Origin of the sequence: Nocardiopsis algeriensis, from assembly GCF_014203695.1 — a bacterium.
Taxonomy (GTDB): domain Bacteria; phylum Actinomycetota; class Actinomycetes; order Streptosporangiales; family Streptosporangiaceae; genus Nocardiopsis; species Nocardiopsis algeriensis.
On sequence record NZ_JACHJO010000006.1, the window covers coordinates 315066 to 334831 of the forward strand.

20 protein-coding genes are annotated in these 19766 nt (G+C 70.5%); all 20 read left to right on the forward strand.

Annotated features, from left to right (window positions below; all coding sequences use genetic code 11):
* Window positions 1–107: 107 nt before the first annotated feature.
* The 20 genes from FHS13_RS11880 to FHS13_RS11975 all read left to right on the forward strand — a co-directional run bounded on the left by FHS13_RS11880 (window position 108) and on the right by FHS13_RS11975 (window position 19763).
* Window positions 108–494 carry a response regulator gene (locus tag FHS13_RS11880; protein ID WP_184291488.1) on the forward strand — a complete coding sequence of 129 codons (387 nt, stop codon included), beginning with the start codon at window positions 108–110 and terminating at the stop codon, window positions 492–494.
* Window positions 491–1573 (forward strand): DALR anticodon-binding domain-containing protein, encoded by a 1083-nt coding sequence (locus FHS13_RS11885; protein WP_184291490.1) that lies wholly within the window; start codon window positions 491–493, stop codon window positions 1571–1573. Before FHS13_RS11880 ends, FHS13_RS11885 begins: the two co-directional genes overlap by 4 nt.
* A gap of 110 nt (window positions 1574–1683) precedes the next feature.
* Entirely contained in the window at window positions 1684–3069 is a 1386-nt protein-coding gene (gene lysA, locus FHS13_RS11890; RefSeq protein WP_184291492.1) for a diaminopimelate decarboxylase, read from the forward strand.
* 54 nt (window positions 3070–3123) lie between these two features.
* Window positions 3124–4410: a homoserine dehydrogenase gene (locus FHS13_RS11895; protein ID WP_184291494.1), complete on the forward strand. Its 1287-nt coding sequence runs from the start codon at window positions 3124–3126 to the stop codon at window positions 4408–4410.
* A gap of 207 nt (window positions 4411–4617) precedes the next feature.
* The gene (gene thrC, locus FHS13_RS11900; RefSeq protein WP_184291496.1) at window positions 4618–5676 is read left to right on the forward strand and encodes a threonine synthase; all 1059 of its coding nucleotides are present in this window, start codon (window positions 4618–4620) and stop codon (window positions 5674–5676) included.
* Window positions 5677–5693: 17 nt separating this feature from the next.
* The gene (gene thrB, locus FHS13_RS11905; protein ID WP_184291498.1) at window positions 5694–6656 is read left to right on the forward strand and encodes a homoserine kinase; all 963 of its coding nucleotides are present in this window, start codon (window positions 5694–5696) and stop codon (window positions 6654–6656) included.
* A 442-nt stretch (window positions 6657–7098) separates the two neighbouring features.
* Window positions 7099–9057 (forward strand): transcription termination factor Rho, encoded by a 1959-nt coding sequence (gene rho, locus FHS13_RS11910; protein WP_184291500.1) that lies wholly within the window; start codon window positions 7099–7101, stop codon window positions 9055–9057.
* A gap of 281 nt (window positions 9058–9338) precedes the next feature.
* The gene (rpmE, locus tag FHS13_RS11915; RefSeq protein WP_184291502.1) at window positions 9339–9548 is read left to right on the forward strand and encodes a 50S ribosomal protein L31; all 210 of its coding nucleotides are present in this window, start codon (window positions 9339–9341) and stop codon (window positions 9546–9548) included.
* 109 nt (window positions 9549–9657) lie between these two features.
* Entirely contained in the window at window positions 9658–10725 is a 1068-nt protein-coding gene (prfA, locus tag FHS13_RS11920; RefSeq protein ID WP_343064999.1) for a peptide chain release factor 1, read from the forward strand.
* A complete protein-coding gene (gene prmC / locus FHS13_RS11925; RefSeq protein WP_184291506.1) occupies window positions 10722–11585 on the forward strand; it encodes a peptide chain release factor N(5)-glutamine methyltransferase in 864 nt (287 codons plus the stop codon). The genes prfA and prmC overlap by 4 nt, the downstream gene beginning before the upstream one ends.
* Before the next feature lie 36 nt (window positions 11586–11621).
* The gene (locus FHS13_RS11930) at window positions 11622–12374 is read left to right on the forward strand and encodes an L-threonylcarbamoyladenylate synthase (protein ID WP_184291508.1); all 753 of its coding nucleotides are present in this window, start codon (window positions 11622–11624) and stop codon (window positions 12372–12374) included.
* 12 nt (window positions 12375–12386) lie between these two features.
* Window positions 12387–13535: an MraY family glycosyltransferase gene (locus FHS13_RS11935; RefSeq protein ID WP_184291510.1), complete on the forward strand. Its 1149-nt coding sequence runs from the start codon at window positions 12387–12389 to the stop codon at window positions 13533–13535.
* 137 nt (window positions 13536–13672) lie between these two features.
* Entirely contained in the window at window positions 13673–14095 is a 423-nt protein-coding gene (locus FHS13_RS11940) for a Cg1360 family ATP-synthase-associated protein (RefSeq protein ID WP_184291512.1), read from the forward strand.
* A gap of 105 nt (window positions 14096–14200) precedes the next feature.
* Window positions 14201–14431: an AtpZ/AtpI family protein gene (locus FHS13_RS11945; RefSeq protein WP_184291514.1), complete on the forward strand. Its 231-nt coding sequence runs from the start codon at window positions 14201–14203 to the stop codon at window positions 14429–14431.
* Between the two features lie 111 nt (window positions 14432–14542).
* Window positions 14543–15373 carry a F0F1 ATP synthase subunit A gene (gene atpB / locus FHS13_RS11950; RefSeq protein ID WP_184291646.1) on the forward strand — a complete coding sequence of 277 codons (831 nt, stop codon included), beginning with the start codon at window positions 14543–14545 and terminating at the stop codon, window positions 15371–15373.
* A 120-nt stretch (window positions 15374–15493) separates the two neighbouring features.
* The gene (gene atpE, locus FHS13_RS11955) at window positions 15494–15715 is read left to right on the forward strand and encodes an ATP synthase F0 subunit C (RefSeq protein WP_184291516.1); all 222 of its coding nucleotides are present in this window, start codon (window positions 15494–15496) and stop codon (window positions 15713–15715) included.
* A 57-nt stretch (window positions 15716–15772) separates the two neighbouring features.
* Window positions 15773–16315 (forward strand): F0F1 ATP synthase subunit B, encoded by a 543-nt coding sequence (locus tag FHS13_RS11960; RefSeq protein WP_184291648.1) that lies wholly within the window; start codon window positions 15773–15775, stop codon window positions 16313–16315.
* Window positions 16315–17136: a F0F1 ATP synthase subunit delta gene (locus tag FHS13_RS11965; protein ID WP_184291518.1), complete on the forward strand. Its 822-nt coding sequence runs from the start codon at window positions 16315–16317 to the stop codon at window positions 17134–17136. The genes FHS13_RS11960 and FHS13_RS11965 overlap by 1 nt, the downstream gene beginning before the upstream one ends.
* Before the next feature lie 68 nt (window positions 17137–17204).
* On the forward strand, window positions 17205–18839 hold the full coding sequence (gene atpA / locus FHS13_RS11970) for a F0F1 ATP synthase subunit alpha (protein WP_184291520.1): 1635 nt from the start codon (window positions 17205–17207) through the stop codon (window positions 18837–18839).
* A gap of 3 nt (window positions 18840–18842) precedes the next feature.
* Window positions 18843–19763: a F0F1 ATP synthase subunit gamma gene (locus FHS13_RS11975; protein ID WP_184291522.1), complete on the forward strand. Its 921-nt coding sequence runs from the start codon at window positions 18843–18845 to the stop codon at window positions 19761–19763.
* The last annotated feature ends 3 nt before the right edge of the window (window positions 19764–19766 follow it).

Sequence of the window (19766 nt, forward strand, 5' to 3'; positions counted from 1 at the left end):
AGCAGGGGCCTCGCGCGCTTCGTCCACACGCGCACCGCGCGCCCGGGATGGCAGGAACTTCGCGATCCGGTGGTGCCGAGGCATCCGGCAGCGGTAGTGTCGCGCCCGTGAACGCCCTACCTGCGCGGGTTCTCGTCGTCGAGGACGACCACGTGATCCGTGAACTCATCCGCCTCAACCTCGAGCTCGAGGGCTTCGAGGTGTTCACGGCCGTGGACGGGCAGGACTGTCTCGAACACGTCGAGCGCATCGATCCCCACGTCGTCACCCTGGACGTGATGATGCCCCGCCTGGACGGCTGGTCCGCCGCGGAGCGTCTGCGCGCCCGCGAGCGCACCCGCCACTGCCCCATCGTGCTGGTCACCGCCCGCACCCAGGAGGAGGACCGGCGGCGCGCGGAGCGCATCGGGGTGAACGCCTACGTCACCAAGCCCTTCGACCCCGACGAGCTCGTCGACGTCGTACGGGGCCTCCTCGGTGGAGGGCGGGAGTGACCCCCAGACAGATGGAGGCCCTCGTGCGCGGGGCCGCCGCACGGTCCTTCGGGCTGGAACCCGAACGGATCCCGCTCGTCTGGCCGCGCGGGGACCACGCGGGGGAGGGCGCCGACGCCGCCACCGCCCTGCCGCCCAGGATCGTGCGCCTGGCGGGGTCCGCTCTGCCGCCGGGTGAGGAGAGACCCCACCTGCGGGCGGGCGCCCGCATCGCCGAGGAGCTGCTGCGCATGCGCGGCGAGGGCGCGGCCTCCTTCGCCGCGGTCCGCGCCGACGCCCGCGGCTTCCTCGACCTCACACTCACCGCCGGCCAGCGCCGCGCACTCCTGGAGGCGGCCTCCGACGGCCCCCGCTACCTCACCGGACGCGCCTGGGACGGGCCGGGGGAGTGGCCCCGCACCGAGCTGCACGACGCCGGGCCGGTCGCCCGGGCCCGCCGCCTCGCCCGGGCCGACGCGCGGGCCCGCATCGCCCTGGCCCTCGGGGGCCCGCCCCCGCCCCCCGGCCCCGCAGGCGAGGTGTCCTGGCGCGACCGCTACCGCGACGGCGGCGCCGACCTGCCGCCCACACCCGCCGCCCGGGCGCTGCGCGCCGTCGGCGAGGACAGCGCCCGCATCGCCTTCTGCCGCTCGGTTCCCGAGCACCCCCGTGCGGGGGAGACCACGGGCCGGGACCTGCCCGCGCTCCCGTCCGCCGAGAACCCGGGGGCGTGGGTGCGCCTGACGGAGGCCAACCCCGCCTTCCGGCTGCGCTACGCCCACGCCCACGCGGTCGGCCAGGAACGCTGGACGGCCGGAGGAGCGGAGCCGCACACCGCCTGCTCCGAGCACACCGCCCCCGTCCGGCGGGCCCTTCTGGACGGCCCCAGCGCCCTCGACACGGCCGCGCGCCGAGAGGAACCCCATATCCTGGTCAGATACCTGGAGACGCTGGCCGGTGCCTACGATGAGTGGCGGGTGTGCCCCTCCTCCGCCGAACCGGCGGACCGCGGCGAGGCCACCGCGATTCCGGCCGCCGTCGCCGGGGTTCTCCGCACCGGGCTCTTCCTGCTCGGGGTGTCGGCGCCCACAAGGCTGTAGACGCTCCGCCCGCCGCGGACCGCACCCAACCCTTCCGTCCCGACCGGAGAAGGGGACAATGGGCGGGGCAGCCTCCCGCACAGTTCCACAGACCCAGCCGAAAGCCGATCATGAGCCGTTACGCCCATCCCGCCGGATCCCGCCACGCGGAGGTCCTGCCGGAGGAGAACCCGCCCCTGCCGCCCGAGGACCTCAACGCGCTCGACCCGCAGATCTGGCCCGCCACCGCCCGCCGCGAGGACGGCGAGCTCGTCGTCGGCGGCGTCGGCGTCCGCGAGCTCGCCGCCGAGTACGGCACCCCCCTCTTCGTCATGGACGAGGAGGACTTCCGCGGCCGGGCCCGGAGCTACGCCGAGGCCTTCGCGGGGGCCGACGTCTACTACGCGGGCAAGGCGCTGCTGACCAAGGCGGTGGCCCGCTGGGTGACCGAGGAGGGGCTGAAGCTCGACGTGTGCTCGGGCGGGGAGCTGGCCGTGGCCCTGGCCGCCGGGGTGCCCGCCGAGCGCATCGGCATGCACGGCAACAACAAGTCCGAGCGGGAGCTGCGCCGCGCCGTCTCGGCGGGTGTCGGCCGGATCATCCTCGACTCCCTCGACGAGATCGAGCGGCTCGAACGCATCTCCGCCGAGCTGGACCGCACCCCCCGGGTGCTGATCCGCGTCACGACCGGGGTGGAGGCGCACACCCACGAGTTCGTCGCCACCGCCCACGACGACCAGAAGTTCGGCTTCGCGCTCAGCACCGGTGCCGCCGCCGAGGCGGTCCGCCGCGTGCTCGACGCCCCGCACCTGGAGCTCGTCGGCCTGCACTCCCACATCGGCTCCCAGATCTTCGACACCGCCGGCTTCGAGGTCGCGGCCCGCCGCGTCACCCGCTTCCTCACCGGGATCCACCAGGACATGGGTGTCACCCTCGCCGAACTCGACCTCGGCGGCGGCCTGGGCATCGCCTACGTCTCCGGCGACAAGCCCCTCGACCCCAAGAGCATCGCCGACAGCCTCACCTCCATCGTGCGGCGCGAGTGCGAGGACGCCGGCCTGCCGGTGCCGCGCCTGGCGGTGGAGCCGGGCCGCGCCGTCGCGGGCCCGGCCGGAATCACCCTCTACGAGGTGGGTACCGTCAAGGACGTCGAGGGCATCCGCACCTACGTCAGCGTCGACGGCGGCATGAGCGACAACATCCGCACCGCCCTCTACGGCTCGGAGTACACCAGCCGGCTGGTGTCCCGGGAGAGCGACGCGGACCCCGTGCTCTCCCGCCTCGTCGGCAAGCACTGCGAGAGCGGCGACATCATCGTGCACGACCTGTACCTGCCCGCCGACCTCCGGCCGGGCGACCTGGTGGCGGTCGCCGCCACCGGGGCCTACTGCTACTCCATGGCGAGCAACTACAACCACCTGCCCCGGCCGGCCGTGGTGGCGGTCCGGGACGCGAGCGCCCGCGTGATCGTGCGCAGGGAGACAGAGGAGGACCTCCTCCGCCTCGACGTCGGCTGAAACGTCCCTCCACATGTACGGAGAGGACACGAGAGAAGTGGGAGTCACGCCCAAATGGCGATGAAGGTGGCGCTGCTCGGATGCGGCGTTGTGGGTTCGGAAGTCGTCCGCCTGGTCAACGAGCAGTCCGAGGAGCTGGCCGCTCGGGTCGGCACGCGCATCGAGATCGGCGGCATCGCGGTGCGCCGCACCGACCGCGACCGCGGTGTCGACCCGGCACTGCTGACCACCGACGCCGCGTCCCTGGTCACGCGCCCCGACATCGACGTCGTGGTCGAGGTCATCGGCGGCATCGAGCCGGCCCGCTCGCTGATCCTCGCCGCCATCGGGGCGGGCAAGTCCGTGGTGACCGCCAACAAGGCGCTCCTGGCGGAGGACGGCCAGACCCTGCACGCCGCCGCGCGCGAGGCCGGGGTCGACCTGTACTACGAGGCGTCCGTCGCGGGTGCGATCCCGCTCCTGCGGCCGCTGCGCGACTCCCTGGCGGGTGACCGGGTCAACCGCGTCCTCGGCATCGTCAACGGCACCACGAACTACATCCTCGACCGGATGGACTCCCTCGGTGCGGGGTTCACCGAGTCGCTCGAGGAGGCGCAGGCCCTGGGCTACGCCGAGGCCGACCCGACCGCCGACGTGGAGGGCTTCGACGCCGCGGCCAAGGCCGCGATCCTGGCCCGGCTGGCCTTCCACACCCAGAAGGTCACCGCGGCCGACGTGCACCGCGAGGGCATCACCGGGGTGACCGCGGGCGACATCGCCAGCGCCCGGGCGATGGGCTGCGTGGTGAAACTCCTGGCGATCTGCCAGCGCTCCGAGGACGGTGCCTCCGTGGGTGTGCGCGTCCACCCGGTCATGCTCCCCCTCGAACACCCGCTGGCCGGGGTCAAGGAGGCCTACAACGCGGTCTTCGTCGAGGCCGAGTCGGCGGGCCGCCTGATGTTCTACGGAGCCGGGGCGGGCGGCACCCCCACGGCCAGTGCGGTCCTGGGCGACCTGGTGGCGGTGGCGCGCAACCGCCTGGCCGGCACCTCGGTCTCCGAGGGCGGCCACGACACCGGCCTGCCGGTGCACGACATGGGCGAGACCGTCACCAGCTACCACGTGGCGCTGGACGTGGCCGACCGCCCGGGCGTGCTGTCGAAGGTGGCCGAGATCTTCGCCGACCACGGCGTGTCCATCCGCAACGTGCGCCAGGAGGGCCGGGGTGAGGACGCCCAGCTCGTGCTGGTCAGCCACCCCGCCCCGGATGCCGCGCTCAGAAGCACCGTGGCGGACCTGCGCGGGCACGAGATGGTCCGGGAGGTCGCCAGTGTCATGCGCGTGGAGACCTTCGCCGACTGATCCGCCGGCCGAGGGGTCCGGCCGGCGGGGGCGCGACCCCGGCCCGCCGTTCCACATGCTGAGACCGGGGTCCGCGATGCAGGACGCCCCCGCGGGGACATAGACTCGTACGCGGCGGCGGTGCAGGCCAGAGGACCGGCGCGCCCCGCCCCTTCCACCGATCTTCAAGTGAAGTCGTATCCACCCGAAAGGGACACAGTCGTGAGCATGGCACGGGCGTGGCGAGGCGTCGTCGAGGAGTACCGCGACCGCCTCCCCGTCAACGAGAGCACCCCCGTCGTGACGCTCCAGGAGGGCAACACGCCCCTCCTGCCCGCGACGCGTGTATCCGAGCTCACCGGATGCGAGGTCTTCCTCAAGGTCGAGGGCCTCAACCCCACGGGATCCTTCAAGGACCGGGGTATGACCATGGCCATCACCAAGGCGGCCGAGGACGGTGCCAAGGCCGTCATCTGCGCCTCCACCGGCAACACCAGCGCCAGCGCCGCCGCCTACGCCATCCGCGCGGGCATGACCTGCGCCGTGCTCGTGCCGCGCGGCAAGATCGCCATGGGCAAGCTCGCTCAGGCCCTCGTCCACGGCGCCCGCCTGCTCCAGGTCGACGGCAACTTCGACGACTGCCTCGAACTGGCCCGCAAGCTCAGCGTCGACTACCCCGTCGCCCTGGTGAACTCGGTCAACCCCTACCGCCTCCAGGGCCAGAAGACCGCTGCCTTCGAGATCGTCGACGCCCTGGGTGACGCCCCCGACGTCCACTGCATCCCCGTCGGCAACGCGGGCAACATCACCGCCTACTGGATGGGCTACACCGAGTACAGCAGGGACGGGATCTCCACCAGGAACCCCCGCATGCTCGGCTTCCAGGCCAGCGGCTCCGCGCCCATCGTCGACGGCGCCCCCGTCACCAGCCCGAGCACCATCGCCACCGCGATCCGCATCGGCAACCCCGCCTCCTGGAGGCTCGCCGAGCAGGCGCGCGACGAGTCCGGCGGCCTCATCGACAAGGTGACCGACCGCCAGATCATGGCCGCCTACAGGCTTCTGGCCGCCGAGGAGGGCGTGTTCGTCGAACTGGCCTCCGCGGCCAGTGTCGCCGGCCTCCTCCAGGCCGCCGAGGCAGGGCAGGTCGAGCGCGGCAGCCGCGTGGTGTGCACGGTGACCGGCAACGGCCTCAAGGACCCCGACTGGGCCCTGGCCGGCGCCTCCTCCGCCACCACGGTCCCGGTGGACGCCCTCGCCGCGGCCCGCGCGCTCGACCTCGCCTGACCGTGGGAGCACGCACCATGACCCCACCGGGCCCCGCGCGGGTGTCCGTCCGGGTGCCGGCCACCAGCGCCAACCTCGGCCCCGGCTTCGACTCCCTCGGACTGGCCGTACGCCTGTACAACGAGTTCGACGTCACCGTGCGCGACGACGGCGAGCTCCGCGTCCGGGTGGGTGGCGAAGGGGCGGGCGAGGTCCCGCTGGACCGGCGCCACCTCGTCGTCAGGTCCATGGCCGAGGCCTTCGACCGCGTCGGTGAGAAGCTGCCGGGGCTCACCCTGGACTGCGTCAACAACATTCCGCACGCGCGCGGGCTCGGCTCGTCGTCCTCGGCGATCGTCGGCGGTGTCGCCGCGGCCTCCGCCCTGCTGGGACGCACCGGTCCCGGCCAGGGTCCCGACCTCGACTGGATCTACCAGGTCTCCGCGGACATCGAGGGGCATCCCGACAACGTCGCCCCCTGCGTCTTCGGGGGCTACACCGTGGCCTACCGCGACGGCGGACGCTGGGGCGCGGTCTCCCTGGCCGTCGACCGGCGCATCCTGCCGGTCCTGTGCGTCCCGGGCTGGCACCTGTCCACCGAACGGGCCAGGGGCCTGCTCCCCGCGGCGGTGCCCCACGCCGACGCGGCGTTCGCGGCAGGGCGCTCCGCGCTGATGACCGCGGCCGTGTGCGGACGCCCCGACGCGCTGTACGCGGCCACCGAGGACCGCCTGCACCAGGACTACCGGGAGCCCGCCATGCCGCGGACCCTGGAGCTGGTCCGCGACCTGCGTGAACGGCACGGTCTGCCCGCGGTGGTCTCCGGAGCGGGGCCCACGGTGCTGGTGCTGTGCTCGGTGGAGGAGGGGGAGGCCGACACCGATTCACCGGAAATCGTCCGCCAGGTTGATTCGATCGCTCGAAGCGCGGGTAATGATTGGGACATACGCCCCCTGCACATCGAGCCGGCGGGGGTGCGGACCCCATCTCCCCATCCGTAGCACCATGTGTCGAGGAATAGCCGTGGCCTCTGGTGATGTTAGGCTAGGTGGAGCACCAGGCGCCCCGTCCGCGGGGCGAGTGCTCATCCGCCACAGCGGCGTCCGCGTCCCATACCCCGGTGTGGTCCGGTCCCACGACCTTCCGGAAGCGGTAGCCAACGTGTCGAGTCCGCGGTATCCGCGCGAGTGTGTCGACGTCTCCGAAGTTCGCTCCTCCTCGGACGAGCGTGTCACCCTGGTTGACGGGCACCGCCACCGAGCCATTCACCCCGACGTCTGGCTGTACCCAGAGCCCGCTGAGATTGGGTAGGGGACCGTCTTCAGCCGGTTTCCGACATCCACGTGGGGCAAGCCCTACCCGGCCCTGCCGGTTCGCACCATCGGGCCGGCCGATCAAGCAATCCGCTGACGGCCGAAGCCCGCTCCTTGGGAAGGACCCTTAGTGAGCGACACCACCGAACTCCACACGGACGCGGCGGTCGACAGCACAACCACCACCGGCGCCTCCGGAACGGAGGCCGGAGCCGCTGCTGCCACGGGCACCTCGCCGGCACGGTCCCGCGCCGCGCGCGGCACCGGGCTCGCTGCCCTCAAGCTCCCCGAGCTGCAGAAGCTCGCGTCGAGCATGGGCATCACCGGTACGGGGCGCATGCGCAAGAGCGACGTCATCGCCGCGATCGAAGCCAAGCAGGGAGGCCCTGTCAGCGGCCCGACCGCCTCCAGATCCGCGAAGAAGAGCGCCGAGGCCCCCGAGACGGGTAAGGTCGAGGCAGCCGACAGCGAAGTCCGGGCCCGGGAATCGTCGGGTACGGACGAGGCCCGCAGCAGCGCGGCCGAGCAGTCGCCGGACCAGGCCGCTGCCGACGCCCAGGGGCGGGGCGACAAGCCGTCCCGCAGCCGTCGCTCCCCCCGCAGACGCGGGGACGAGACCGGCGACCAGGCCCGTTCGGTGGACGGTACCGACACCCCAACTTCCGCGAGCAGCGTGACGAAGACATCGAGCACCCCCCAGAAGAACGGTTCCGACGCCTCCGAGGAGCGCGAGGGACGCCGCCAGCGCAACCGCCGCAACCGCAACCGCGGTGGCGAGGACCAGGGCTCGGGCGCCGCCCAGCCCCAGCAACAGCAGCAGCAGGGCGGCGGCCAGCAGCAGAACCGAGGCAGTGACGACGACGAGTTCGGCGGCCGCCGCCGGGGACGCCGCCGCGACCGCCGCGACCGCCGCGGCCGCGGCAGCCAGGAACCGGAACCGGTGATCGGCGAGGACGACGTCCTGCTGCCGGTCGCGGGCATCCTCGACATCCTGGACAACTACGCCTTCGTCCGCACCACCGGCTACCTGCCCGGATCCAGCGACGTCTACGTCTCGCTGGCCCAGGTGCGCAAGCACGGTCTGCGCAAGGGCGACCACATCATCGGTGCGGTCCGCCAGCCCCGCGAGGGCGAGCGCAAGGAGAAGTTCAACGCCCTGGTGCGCCTGGACTCGGTCAACGGCATGTCTCCCGACCAGGCCCGGGGCCGCCAGGAGTTCTCCAAGCTGGTTCCGCTCTACCCGCAGGAGCGGCTGCGCCTGGAGACCGAGCCGGGCGTGCTGACCACGCGCATCATCGACCTGGTCGCACCGATCGGCAAGGGCCAGCGCGGGCTCATCGTCTCTCCGCCCAAGGCGGGCAAGACGATGGTGATGCAGGCGATCGCCAACGCCATCACCGAGAACAACCCCGAGTGCTACCTGATGGTCATCCTCGTGGACGAGCGTCCCGAAGAGGTCACCGACATGCAGCGCACGGTCAAGGGCGAGGTCATCCACTCGACCTTCGACCGTCCGGCCGAGGACCACACGGTCGTCGCCGACCTGGCCATCGAGCGGGCCAAGCGGCTCGTGGAGATGGGCATGGACGTCGTCGTCCTGCTGGACTCCATCACCCGCCTGGGCCGCGCCTACAACCTGGCGGCCCCGGCCAGCGGCCGCATCATGTCGGGCGGTGTGGACTCCACCGCGCTGTACCCGCCCAAGCGCTTCTTCGGCGCCGCCCGCAACATCGAGGGGGGCGGCTCCCTCACCATCCTGGCGACCGCGCTGGTCGAGACCGGCTCGCGCGCCGACGAGGTGATCTTCGAGGAGTTCAAGGGCACCGGCAACATGGAGCTCAAGCTCAGCCGGAGCCTGGCCGACAAGCGCATCTTCCCCGCCGTCGACGTGGAGGCCTCCAGCACCCGCAAGGAGGAGATCCTCATGTCGGCGGAGGAGCTCAACGTGGTCTGGAAGCTGCGCCGGGTGCTGCACGCACTCGACACCCAGCAGGCCATCGAGCTGCTCCTGGACAAGATGAAGGAGTCCAAGAGCAACGCCGAGTTCCTGCTCCAGATCCAGAAGACGACGGTCGGCCCCGAGCGCTGACCCAGGTCCTGGTAACGGCCCTTTCCCCGGAGGTTCCCGGGGAAAGGGCCGCCGCCGTGCGCCGCGACGGCCCGGCCGCGGGAATAGACACTGGTCCGGGCATCGTTGTGCTTCTGGCAGACTGGTGAAGGGAAAGCCCCGTCCTCCGCGCGAGGGCACGGCCGCCCCACCACCTGGATCGACGCGGCACCGGTTCGCGCACGCGACATCACGACGCCCCACCGAGAGGTGGCCCGTCCCGCGTGCGTCCGGCGGCCGAGCCCCTGATGAGGAGACACACGATGAAGGCCGACATCCACCCCGAGTACGTCGCGACCGAGGTGACCTGCACCTGCGGTGCCCATTTCGTCACCCGCAGCACCGTCGGTGAGGGCAAGATCCGCGCCGAGGTGTGCTCCGCGTGCCACCCGTTCTACACCGGCAAGCAGAAGATCCTCGACACCGGCGGCCGGGTCGCCCGCTTCGAGAAGCGCTTCGGCAAGCGCAAGTAGCGCTCCCCGCTGTCCCGCGGCGCCGGCCGACCGGCACCGCGGGACCGGTTCGTTCCCGGACGGGGACAATGAGACAGGCGAGGCACGCGAACAAGGCGGGATGACACAAGTGAAGTTGGACGACCTTCTGGGTGAGTACTACGAGCTGGAGCAGCAGCTCGCGGACCCCGAGGTGCACGCCGACCAGGGAAGAGCGCGCTCTCTGGGCAAGCGCTACGCGCAGCTCACCCCCGTCATCGAGACCTACCGCGCCCTCTCCGAGGTCGAGAGCGACATCGAGGCCGCACGCGAACTCGCCGCGGAGGACCCCTCCTTCGCCGAGGAGGCCGACCGCCTCACCCAGGAGGCTGAGCAGCTCACCGAGCGCCTGCGCCTCCTGCTCGTCCCGCGCGATCCCGCCGACGACAAGAACCTCATCATGGAGGTCAAGGCGGGCGAGGGCGGCGAGGAGTCCGCCCTGTTCGCGGGCGACCTGGTCCGCATGTACCTGCGCTACGCGGAGCGCCAGGGCTGGAAGACCGAGATCATCGACGCCACCCACTCCGACCTGGGCGGTTACAAGGACATCACGATCGCCTTCAAGAACAGGGGCACCCCCGAGCCGGGCACCGGAGTCTGGCCGATGCTCAAGTTCGAAGGCGGCGTGCACCGGGTCCAGCGCGTCCCGGTCACCGAGTCCCAGGGCAGGATCCACACCTCCGCGGCCGGCGTCCTCGTGGTGCCCGAGGCCGAGGAGATCGAGGTCGAGCTCCACGAGAAGGACCTGCGCATCGACGTCTACCGCTCGTCGGGACCCGGCGGCCAGAGCGTCAACACGACCGACTCCGCGGTGCGCATCACCCACATCCCGACCGGTATCGTCGCCTCCTGCCAGAACGAGAAGAGCCAGCTCCAGAACAAGGAGCAGGCCATGCGCATCCTGCGCGCCCGCATCCATGCCGAGGCCCAGGCCACGGCCGACGCCGAGGCCGCGGCCGAGCGCAAGAGCCAGGTCCGCACCGTGGACCGCTCCGAGCGCGTGCGCACCTACAATTTCCCCGAGAACCGCATCTCGGACCACCGTGTCGGCTACAAGGCCTACAACCTCGACCAGGTCCTCGACGGAGACCTCGGCGGGGTCGTCAAGGCCCTGGTGGACGCGGACACCAAGGAGAGGCTCGAAGCGGCCCAGTCATGAACCTTCTGCTCGACGAGGTCGCCCGCGCGACACTGAGACTCGCGGAGGCGGGTGTCGCATCGCCGCGTACGGACGCAGAGGAACTCGCGGCCTACGTGCACGGTGTCCGTCGAGGGGAACTGCACACGGTCGCCGACTCCGACTTCAACGCCCGCTACTGGGAGTGCGTCTCCCGCCGCGAGGCCCGCGAGCCGCTCCAGCACATCACCGGCCGCGCCTACTTCCGCTACCTCGAGCTCCAGGTGGGGCCGGGGGTGTTCATCCCCCGCCCGGAGACCGAGATCATGGTCGACTGGGCCATCGAGACCCTGCGGGCGATGGATGTCGCCGACCCCCTGGTCGTCGACCTCGGCACCGGTTCGGGCGCCATCGCCATCTCCATCGCCCAGGAGGTGCCGCGCTCGCGCGTGCACACCGTGGAGATCGATCCGGGGGCGCTCGTGTGGGCCCGGCGCAACATCGACGCCGCGGGCCACGCCGACCGGGTCACCCTGCACCGCGGCGACATGCGCACCGCGCTCCCCGAGCTCGACGGACGGGTCGACCTGCTCATCAGCAACCCGCCCTACGTGCCCACGGGGGAGGTCGGAGCCATCCCGCCCGAGGTGCGGGACTTCGACCCCGCCCCGGCGCTGTGGTCGGGGGAGGACGGCCTGGACATGATCCGCGCCCTGGAGACCGTGGGTCGCAGGCTGCTGCGCCCGGGCGGTGCGATGGCGGTCGAGCACCACGACGGCCAGGGCATCGACATTCCGCGGCTCTTCCCCGAGGCCAGGGGGTGGCGCGATGTGCTCAACCGCAAGGACATGGCCCGGCGCGACCGCTTCGTGGTCATGCGCAGGGCCGACGAGGACGACTGACCGGGACCGCCCGGACGTTCGAGAACGAGGTGGAACGTGAGCCGCATCTACGACTGCGCGGACGAGGCAGCCCGCAAGGACGGCATCGCCGACGCCGCGTCCGCGGTGCGCCGGGGCGAGCTTGTGGTGCTGCCCACGGACACGGTGTACGGCATCGGCACGGACGCCTTCAACCCCAGGGCCGTGGCCGGCCTGCTCACCACCAAGGGCCGCGGCCGCGAGATGCCTCCGCCGGTCCTGGTCGGCTCCATGCGGGCGGCGACGGCGCTCATCGACGATCTGGGCAGCCACGGCCGCGACCTCATGGAGGAGTTCTGGCCCGGTCCGCTCACCGTGGTCTGCGCGGCCACCCCGAGCCTGTCCTGGGACCTGGGCGACACCAAGGGCACCGTGGCCGTGCGCATGCCCATGGACCCCGTGGCCCTGGAGCTGCTCAAGGAGACCGGTCCGATGGCGGTCAGCAGTGCCAACAAGTCGGGGCGGCCCGCCGCCACCCGCGTGGACGAGGCGGTCGAGCAGCTCGGCGAGGAGGACGTCGCCGTCTACCTCGACGGCGGTGCCACCGAGTCCTCGGTCCCCTCCACGATCGTCGACCTCACCTACGCGGTTCCGCGGGTGCTGCGCGCCGGCGCGATCTCCGTCGAACAGCTGCGGGCCGTGTGCGGCACGGTCATCGGCGAACCGCGCAGGAGCCCCGCCCGGTCCCAGGAGGCGGCCGGGGAAGAGGCGCGGGAGGCGGACGGCACGGGGCAGGCCCCCGAGAAGGACATCCCCCAGAGTCGCGACTAGAAGGGCCAGGCCGTGCGGGAGTACGCGCTCACCTTCGTCATCGCCGCCGCGGTGACCTATCTGCTGGTTCCCCTGGTGCGCAAGTTCGCGATCGCCTTCGGCGCCACCCCGCCGGTACGCGACCGCGACGTGCACACCGAGCCCATCCCGCGTCTGGGCGGCCTCGCCATCTACGGCGGGTTCGCGGCCGCGCTGCTGATCTCGGCCCAGCTGCCGCACCTGCAGAACGTCTTCGTCGCCGACACGTGGCTGGGGCTGCTGCTGGCCGGCGGTCTCATCACGGTCATCGGTGTCATCGACGACCGCTGGGGCATGGACGCGCTCAGCAAGCTCGCCGGACAGGTGGCCGCCGCGGGCATCATGGTCTGGCAGGGCGTGCAGCTGCTGTGGCTGCCTCTGCCGGGCACGCAGCTCTCCCTGGGGCCGTGGCTGGGCGCGATGGTCTCGGTACTGCTCATCGTGGTGACCATCAACGCCGTCAACTTCGCCGACGGCCTCGACGGCCTCGCGGCGGGGATCGTCGGCATCTCCGCGTTCGCGTTCTTCGCCTACTACTACGTGGTGGCGGTGGAGCAGGGTTTCGTCCGCCAGTCCTATCCGGCGATGATCGCGATCATCCTCGCGGGCACCTGCGTGGGCTTCCTGTTCCACAACTTCCACCCGGCCCGGGTGTTCATGGGAGACACCGGGTCGATGCTGCTGGGCCTGCTGCTCACCTCGATCACCATCACCGTGACCGGCCAGTTCGACGCCAACACCGCGCGCGAGGAACTCGATTCCGGACTGGTGGTCTTCCTGCCGATCGCCTTGCCCCTGCTGGTGATCGCGCTGCCGCTGGCCGACCTCGTGCTCGCGGTCCTGCGCCGCACCCTGGCCGGCAAGTCGCCGTTCGCCCCCGACCGGGGCCACCTCCACCACCGGCTGCTCGACATGGGCCACAGCCACGTGCGCGCCGTGCTGCTCATGTACCTGTGGGCGGGCATCGTCGCCTTCGCCGCGGTGGCCCTGTCGGTGTTCGACTCGGTGGTGATCGTGCTCCTGGTGACGGCTCTCGTGGCCGTCTGCGCGGTCGGCCTCATCGCCCTGCCGCGGCTGCGCCGCCGCGGACGGCTGGTGTGGGGTGGTCGCAAGGGGCAGAAGCAACAGGTGTGGCCAAAGTGACAAAAGACCCGAAGCCCGCGTGAAGCGGGTGTTTTCCGAGGCGTTAAGGTCGCGTTAAGGATCCTTCGGATTCAGCACCGAAAACCTTGTGATAGCTTTCACGAGCAGGTACCCACGAACCCCTTCGGAGCTTTGCCATGCAGGAACACGGAGCCCGGATCCTCCGCGGCGCCGCGCTTCCCGCCGCTGTGATCGGAGCCTTGGCCGTCGTGCTGTCGGCGCTGTTCGCCGGCGGTTCGGGCGCTCTCGGGTCGGCCTTCGCCGTGGCGATCGTCCTGGCTTGCTTCGGTCTGGGGCAGTGGGCCGTCATTGCGATCACGCGCCGCAACGAGGACCTCTTCCTTGCCGCGAACCTGGTCGGGTTCGTCGTCAAGATGGTGATCCTCGGCATCGTTCTGGTCACGCTCGGACGCAGTCCCCTGATCGAGGACCTCAGCAGCAACGCCTTCGTCTACAGCGCCCTTGCCGTGGTGCTGGGATGGCTGGGCGGGCAGACCTGGGCCACGTCACGGGCCAAGATCCTCCATGTGCAGCCCGACGAGGATGCGGAGAGGACGTGATGGCCGACCTGGCGCCAGGCCGTGGAACCGAGCGTAATACCCTGTTCTCCGGCGGATGGGCGGACACGTTCCGGCCTGAGGCCCCATGCTATATTCCGGAGCGAGATGAGCAGCGAACCTGCACGGAAGACGGACTCACACCAGCCCTCGGGGCCGCGGGAGTCCGACGGCTGGGCGCTCTTCTCCACTCTGCTCTCGGGCGTGCTCGTGTGGAGCGCGATCGGCTGGGGGGCGGACAAGCTTCTGGGCTTCCAGGCGCTCTTCCTGCCCATCGGCGCGGTTCTCGGCTTGGTCGGGGCGGTCCTCTTGATCGTCGCCAAGACCCGTCAGGACTGAACCACCCCGTTGGAGTGCGACCGGTGCGGTCCCCCGCCCGGCCGGGCTCCGGCACAACCATCAACGAGGCTTTCTTGCGTCACGACGAAAGGATTCGCCGTGAGTGCTGACGTGCGCATTCTCGCGGCCGAACCGGGCTGCCATCTCTTCGGCGACAACGGGTGCGGCTTCTCCGCTCCTACCACGGGGATGTTCTTCCCCACACCGTGGTACGAGAACATCCCCGGCAGTGCCGGTATCGACCTGCACCTGCTGCTGCTGCTCGTGGCGGTCGGTGCCACCCTGCTCCTGTGGTCGTGGTTCAGCAAGAAGCTGAGCCTCGTCCCCGGGCGCAGGCAGGGCATCGGTGAGATGCTGATCCTGTTCATCCGGGATCAGATCGCCCGACCCACGATGGGCGCCAAGGGCGACAAGTTCCTGCCGCTGCTGACGACCCTCTTCACGTTCATCCTGCTGATGAACTTCACCGGTCTCATCCCGGGCATGCTTCCGGTCAACAGCAACCTGGCCTTCCCGGCCATGCTGGCGGTCTTCGTCTACGTGCTCACCCTGGTGATCGGCATGCGCAACCAGGGCGGCTGGGGCTACATCCGCAACCAGATCTTCCCGGCGGGGATGCCCAAGCCGATCTACGTGCTGGTCACCCCGATCGAGATCCTCTCGGTCTTCGTGATCCGCCCGGTCACCCACGCCCTCCGTCTCTTCGCGACCATGTTCGCGGGCAGCCTCCTGCTCGCCGTGTTCGCCTACGGCGGCTGGTACATGCTCAACCTCGGTGCGCCCGCCGCGCTCGCCGCCGCCTCGGCGGTGTTCTCCGGTGCCGCCCTGATCGGCTACATCGTCTTCTTCGTCTTCGAGATCGTCATCATGCTCGTCCAGGCGTTCATCTTCACGCTCCTGGCCGGTCTGTACCTCAACGACTCCCTCGAAGCAGCCCACTAGATTCCCCTCTCCCCTCCCCGGCCCCTGCCGGGGGGACCCGAGGTGTGAAGGACCCCGTCCAAACCGGCGAACTGACCAATTGCGCAAGCAACGCCGGACGTCGAGTAAAGGGAATACAACATGGACATCGCCGCGATCTCCGGCAGCATCAACACCGTCGGCTACGGCATCAGCGTCATCGGCGCCGGCATCGGTGTCGGTATCGTCTTCGGTCTCGGTATGCAGGCCATCGCCCGCCAGCCCGAGGCCCGCGGTCCCCTCCAGACCAACATCTACCTCGGTTTCGCGCTCATCGAGGCCCTCGCCATCCTGGGCTTCGTCCTCGCGTTCGCCGTCAACTAGGCCCGACACGGCCGACCGTTCTTCGATGGCAACTGACGTGAAGGAGGGCTGACCATGTTGCTGGAGCTGGCAGCCGATGACAACATTCTGCGAATCGACTGGGTGAAGTTCACCTTCGGTGCGATCGCGCTCGCAGTGGTCTGGTTCTTCGTGGGCCGCAAGGCGGTCCCGAAGGTGATGGCGGTCCTCGACGAGCGCCACGACGCCATCGAGGGCGGCATCGAGCGGGCCAAGCGTGCCGAGGCCGAGGCCGAGGAGATCCGACAGCAGTACCGCGAGAAGCTCGAGGAAGCCCACCGCGAGTACGCCCAGGAGCTCGAGAAGGCCAAGGAGCAGCGCGCGGCGATCATCGCCGAGGCCCGCGAGGAGGCCCAGGCCGAGGCGTCCCGCATCCTGGAGGCCGCCAAGGCCCAGATCGAGGCCGACCGCCAGCAGGCGATGGCCCAGCTGCGGGGCGAGGTCGGGGCCCTGGCCACCGATCTCGCCGGCCGCATCGTCGGTGAGACCCTCACCGACACCGCCGCGCAGACCCGTGTCGTGGACCGGTTCCTCCAGGAGCTGGAGCAGGACGGGAATGTCCAGCGGGCCGAGGTGCGTTGATGCGTGGTATCAGTCGTACCTCTCTGGCAGAGGTGACCCGGCGCCTGGACGAGAACGTCCTGGCGTCGGCCGGCGCCGACCGCCACGCGATCGAGCTCGGGGCCGAGATCTTCGAGGTGGTCGGGCTGCTCGGCGATGAGCACTCGCTGCGCCGCTGGCTGGCCGACCAGTCCAACCCCGCCGAGCAGAAGACCGGTCTGATCGGTCAGCTGCTCGAGAGCAAGGTCTCGCCGTCCACGGTCATCGTGGTCAGCGACGTCGTCCAGCAGAAGTGGTCCAGCGCCCGCGACCTCGTGGACGCACTGGAGCGCATGGGCGTCTACGCGACCATCGCCTCGGTCGACGGCACCCGCCTGGACGAGCTGGAGGACGAGCTCTTCCGCTTCGAGCGGATCGTCGTCGCCCAGCCCGAGCTGCGCGCGGCCCTCACCCGGGACGGGGTCTCCCAGGAGCACCTGCGCGCCCTGGTCCGCGACCTGCTCGAGGGCAAGGCGAACCCGGCCACAGTCGCGCTCGTCGGCGAGGCGGTCGCCCGCCCCAGGAACCGCACCCTGGAGCAGGTGCTGGAGACCTACGCCCAGCTCGTCGCGGAGCGGGCCCAGCGCTACATCGCGCTGGTCCGTGTCGCGCACCCGCTGAGCGAGGACCAGCAGGAACGCCTGCGCGGCGCCCTCGCCCGCAGGTACGGGCGTGCGATCCACCTGAACATCGAGGTCGACCCCGGCCTCGTGGGCGGCCTGTCCGTCCAGGTGGGTGACGAGATCACCGACGGCACGATCGCCGGGCGCATCGCCGAGGTGCGGCGCCGTCTGGCCGGCTGACACCCGAATGCAAGGCAAGCACGCACGGCGCCGGCTCGGCGCCACTTGAGAGCAAGGACAACGTAGAGATGGCGGAGCTGACGATCCGGCCGGACGAGATCCGGGACGCGCTGCAGCGCTTCGTCCAGTCGTACGAGCCTGAGGCCACCCGCGCGGAAGAGGTCGGTACCGTCACCTACTCCGGTGACGGCATCGCCCGCGTCAGTGGCCTTCCCTCGGCGATGGCGAACGAACTGCTGCAATTCGAGGACGGCACCCTGGGCATGGCCCAGAACCTCGAGATCGGCGAGATCGGTGCCGTCGTGCTGGGCGACTTCACCGGCATCGAGGAGGGGCAGAAGGTGCGCCGCACCGGCCAGCTCCTCTCCGTGCCGGTGGGCGACAACTTCCTCGGCCGTGTGGTGGACCCCCTGGGCAACCCCATCGACGGCAAGGGCGAGATCGAGACCACCGAGCGCCGCGAGCTGGAGCTGCAGGCCGCGACCGTGATGGAGCGCAAGCCCGTCCACGAGCCGCTGCAGACCGGTATCAAGGCCATCGACTCGATGACCCCGATCGGCCGCGGCCAGCGCCAGCTGATCATCGGCGACCGGCAGACCGGCAAGACCGCGGTCTGCATCGACGCGATCATCAACCAGAAGGCCAACTGGGACTCCGGCGACCCCGACAAGCAGGTGCGCTGCATCTACGTCGCGGTCGGCCAGAAGGGCTCGACCATCGCCAGCGTGCGCGGCGCCCTGGAGGAGGCCGGCGCGATGGAGTACACCACCATCATCGCCGCTCCGGCGTCCGACGCCGCGGGCTTCAAGTACCTGGCCCCCTACACCGGCTCCGCGCTGGGCCAGCACTGGATGTACCAGGGCAAGCACGTCCTGGTGGTCTTCGACGACCTGACCAAGCAGGCCGAGGCCTACCGCGCGGTCTCCCTCCTGCTGCGCCGCCCGCCGGGCCGTGAGGCCTACCCGGGTGACGTCTTCTACCTCCACTCCCGCCTCCTGGAGCGCTGCGCGAAGCTCTCCGACGAGCTGGGCAAGGGCTCGATGACCGCTCTGCCGATCATCGAGACCAAGGCGGGCGACGTCTCGGCGTACATCCCCACCAACGTCATCTCCATCACCGACGGCCAGGTGTTCCTGGAGTCCGACCTGTTCAACCAGGGACAGCGTCCGGCCATCGACGTCGGTGTCTCGGTCTCCCGTGTCGGTGGCGCGGCGCAGACCAAGGCGATGAAGAAGGTCTCCGGTACCCTCCGGCTGGGCCTGGCCCAGTACCGCGAGCTCGAGGCCTTCTCCGCGTTCAGCTCCGACCTGGACGCCGTCTCCAAGCAGCAGCTGGAGCGCGGTGCCCGCCTGATGGAGCTGCTCAAGCAGGGCCAGTACTCCCCGTTCTCCATGGAGAAGCAGGTCGTCTCCATCTGGATGGGCACCACCGGCCGCGTCGACGACGTCCCCGTCGAGGACGTGCGCCGCTTCGAGGAGGACTTCCTGTCCTACCTGGAGCGCGAGAACGGCGGTGTCCTGGACACCATCCGCGAGTCCGGCAAGTTCGAGTCCGAGACCGAGCAGGCCCTCGTCGGCTCCCTCGACAAGTTCAAGCAGGGCTTCCAGACCTCGTCCGGCTCCCTCCTGGGCGTCGAGGCCGAGGCGCTCGACGAGGAGAACGTCGGCCAGGAGACCATCAAGGTCGCCAAGGGCGGGAAGTAACCCATGGGTGCACAGCTTCGCGTCTATCGCCGGAGGATCCGCTCGACGAAGTCGATGGCGAAGATCACCCGTGCGATGGAGCTCATCGCCACGACGCGCATCACCAAGGCGCAGCGGGCGGCTGAGGCAGCTGGGCCCTATGCGCGGGAGATCACCAGGGCCGTCTCGGCGCTGGCCGGCCGGGTTCGCTACAACCCGCTGCTGACCGACGTCGAGAACCCCACGCGGGCGGCCGTCCTGGTCATCACCAGTGACAAGGGCCTGGCGGGAGCCTTCTCGGCCAACGCCCTGAAGGAGGCCGAAGGCCTCTCCCGGCTCCTCCAGGAGCAGGGCAAGGAGGTCCTCACCTACATGGTGGGCCGCAAGGGTGTCGCCGCCTACAACTTCCGCGAGCGCCCCCTCGAGGCCACGTGGGAGGGCATCACCGAGCGTCCGTCCTACGCGCACGCCCAGGAGATCAGCAACGCTCTCATGGAGCGCTTCGCCCAGGACACCGACGAGGGCGGGGTCGACGAGATCCACGTGGTCTCCACCGAGTTCGTGTCGATGCTGACGCAGCGGGCCGCGGCCACGAGGGTCCTGCCCCTGGAGCTGGAGGAGGTCGACGAGGCCGAGCTCGAGGCCGCGCACGGCGGTGAGGCACTGCCGCTGTACGAGTTCGAGCCCTCCGCGGAGGACGTCCTGGACCAGCTGCTGCCGCAGTACGTGACCAACAGGATCTACTTCGCGCTCCTCGAGTCGGCCGCCTCCCAGCAGGCGTCCCGTCGGGCTGCCATGAAGGCCGCCACCGACAACGCCGAGGACCTCGTCAAGAACCTGACCCGCCTGGCCAACCAGGCGCGTCAGGCCGAGATCACCAACGAGATCAGTGAGATTGTCGGCGGTGCCGACGCGCTCGCTGCTGCCAGCGCGGGAAGTGAGTAACAA

Excerpts from the sequence above, each read along its gene's own strand:
- thrC (WP_184291496.1), top strand. The coding sequence starts at position 4,618 with ATGGCACGGGCGTGGCGAGGCGTCGTCGAGGAGTACCGCGACCGCCTC.
- atpA (WP_184291520.1), top strand. The coding sequence starts at position 17,205 with ATGGCGGAGCTGACGATCCGGCCGGACGAGATCCGGGACGCGCTGCAG.
- thrB (WP_184291498.1), top strand. The coding sequence starts at position 5,694 with ATGACCCCACCGGGCCCCGCGCGGGTGTCCGTCCGGGTGCCGGCCACC.
- lysA (WP_184291492.1), top strand. The coding sequence starts at position 1,684 with ATGAGCCGTTACGCCCATCCCGCCGGATCCCGCCACGCGGAGGTCCTG.
- FHS13_RS11895 (WP_184291494.1), top strand. The coding sequence starts at position 3,124 with ATGGCGATGAAGGTGGCGCTGCTCGGATGCGGCGTTGTGGGTTCGGAA.
- FHS13_RS11945 (WP_184291514.1), top strand. The coding sequence starts at position 14,201 with ATGAGCAGCGAACCTGCACGGAAGACGGACTCACACCAGCCCTCGGGG.
- FHS13_RS11965 (WP_184291518.1), top strand. The coding sequence starts at position 16,315 with ATGCGTGGTATCAGTCGTACCTCTCTGGCAGAGGTGACCCGGCGCCTG.
- prmC (WP_184291506.1), top strand. The coding sequence starts at position 10,722 with ATGAACCTTCTGCTCGACGAGGTCGCCCGCGCGACACTGAGACTCGCG.
- atpE (WP_184291516.1), top strand. The coding sequence starts at position 15,494 with ATGGACATCGCCGCGATCTCCGGCAGCATCAACACCGTCGGCTACGGC.
- FHS13_RS11940 (WP_184291512.1), top strand. The coding sequence starts at position 13,673 with ATGCAGGAACACGGAGCCCGGATCCTCCGCGGCGCCGCGCTTCCCGCC.
- FHS13_RS11975 (WP_184291522.1), top strand. The coding sequence starts at position 18,843 with ATGGGTGCACAGCTTCGCGTCTATCGCCGGAGGATCCGCTCGACGAAG.
- rpmE (WP_184291502.1), top strand. The coding sequence starts at position 9,339 with ATGAAGGCCGACATCCACCCCGAGTACGTCGCGACCGAGGTGACCTGC.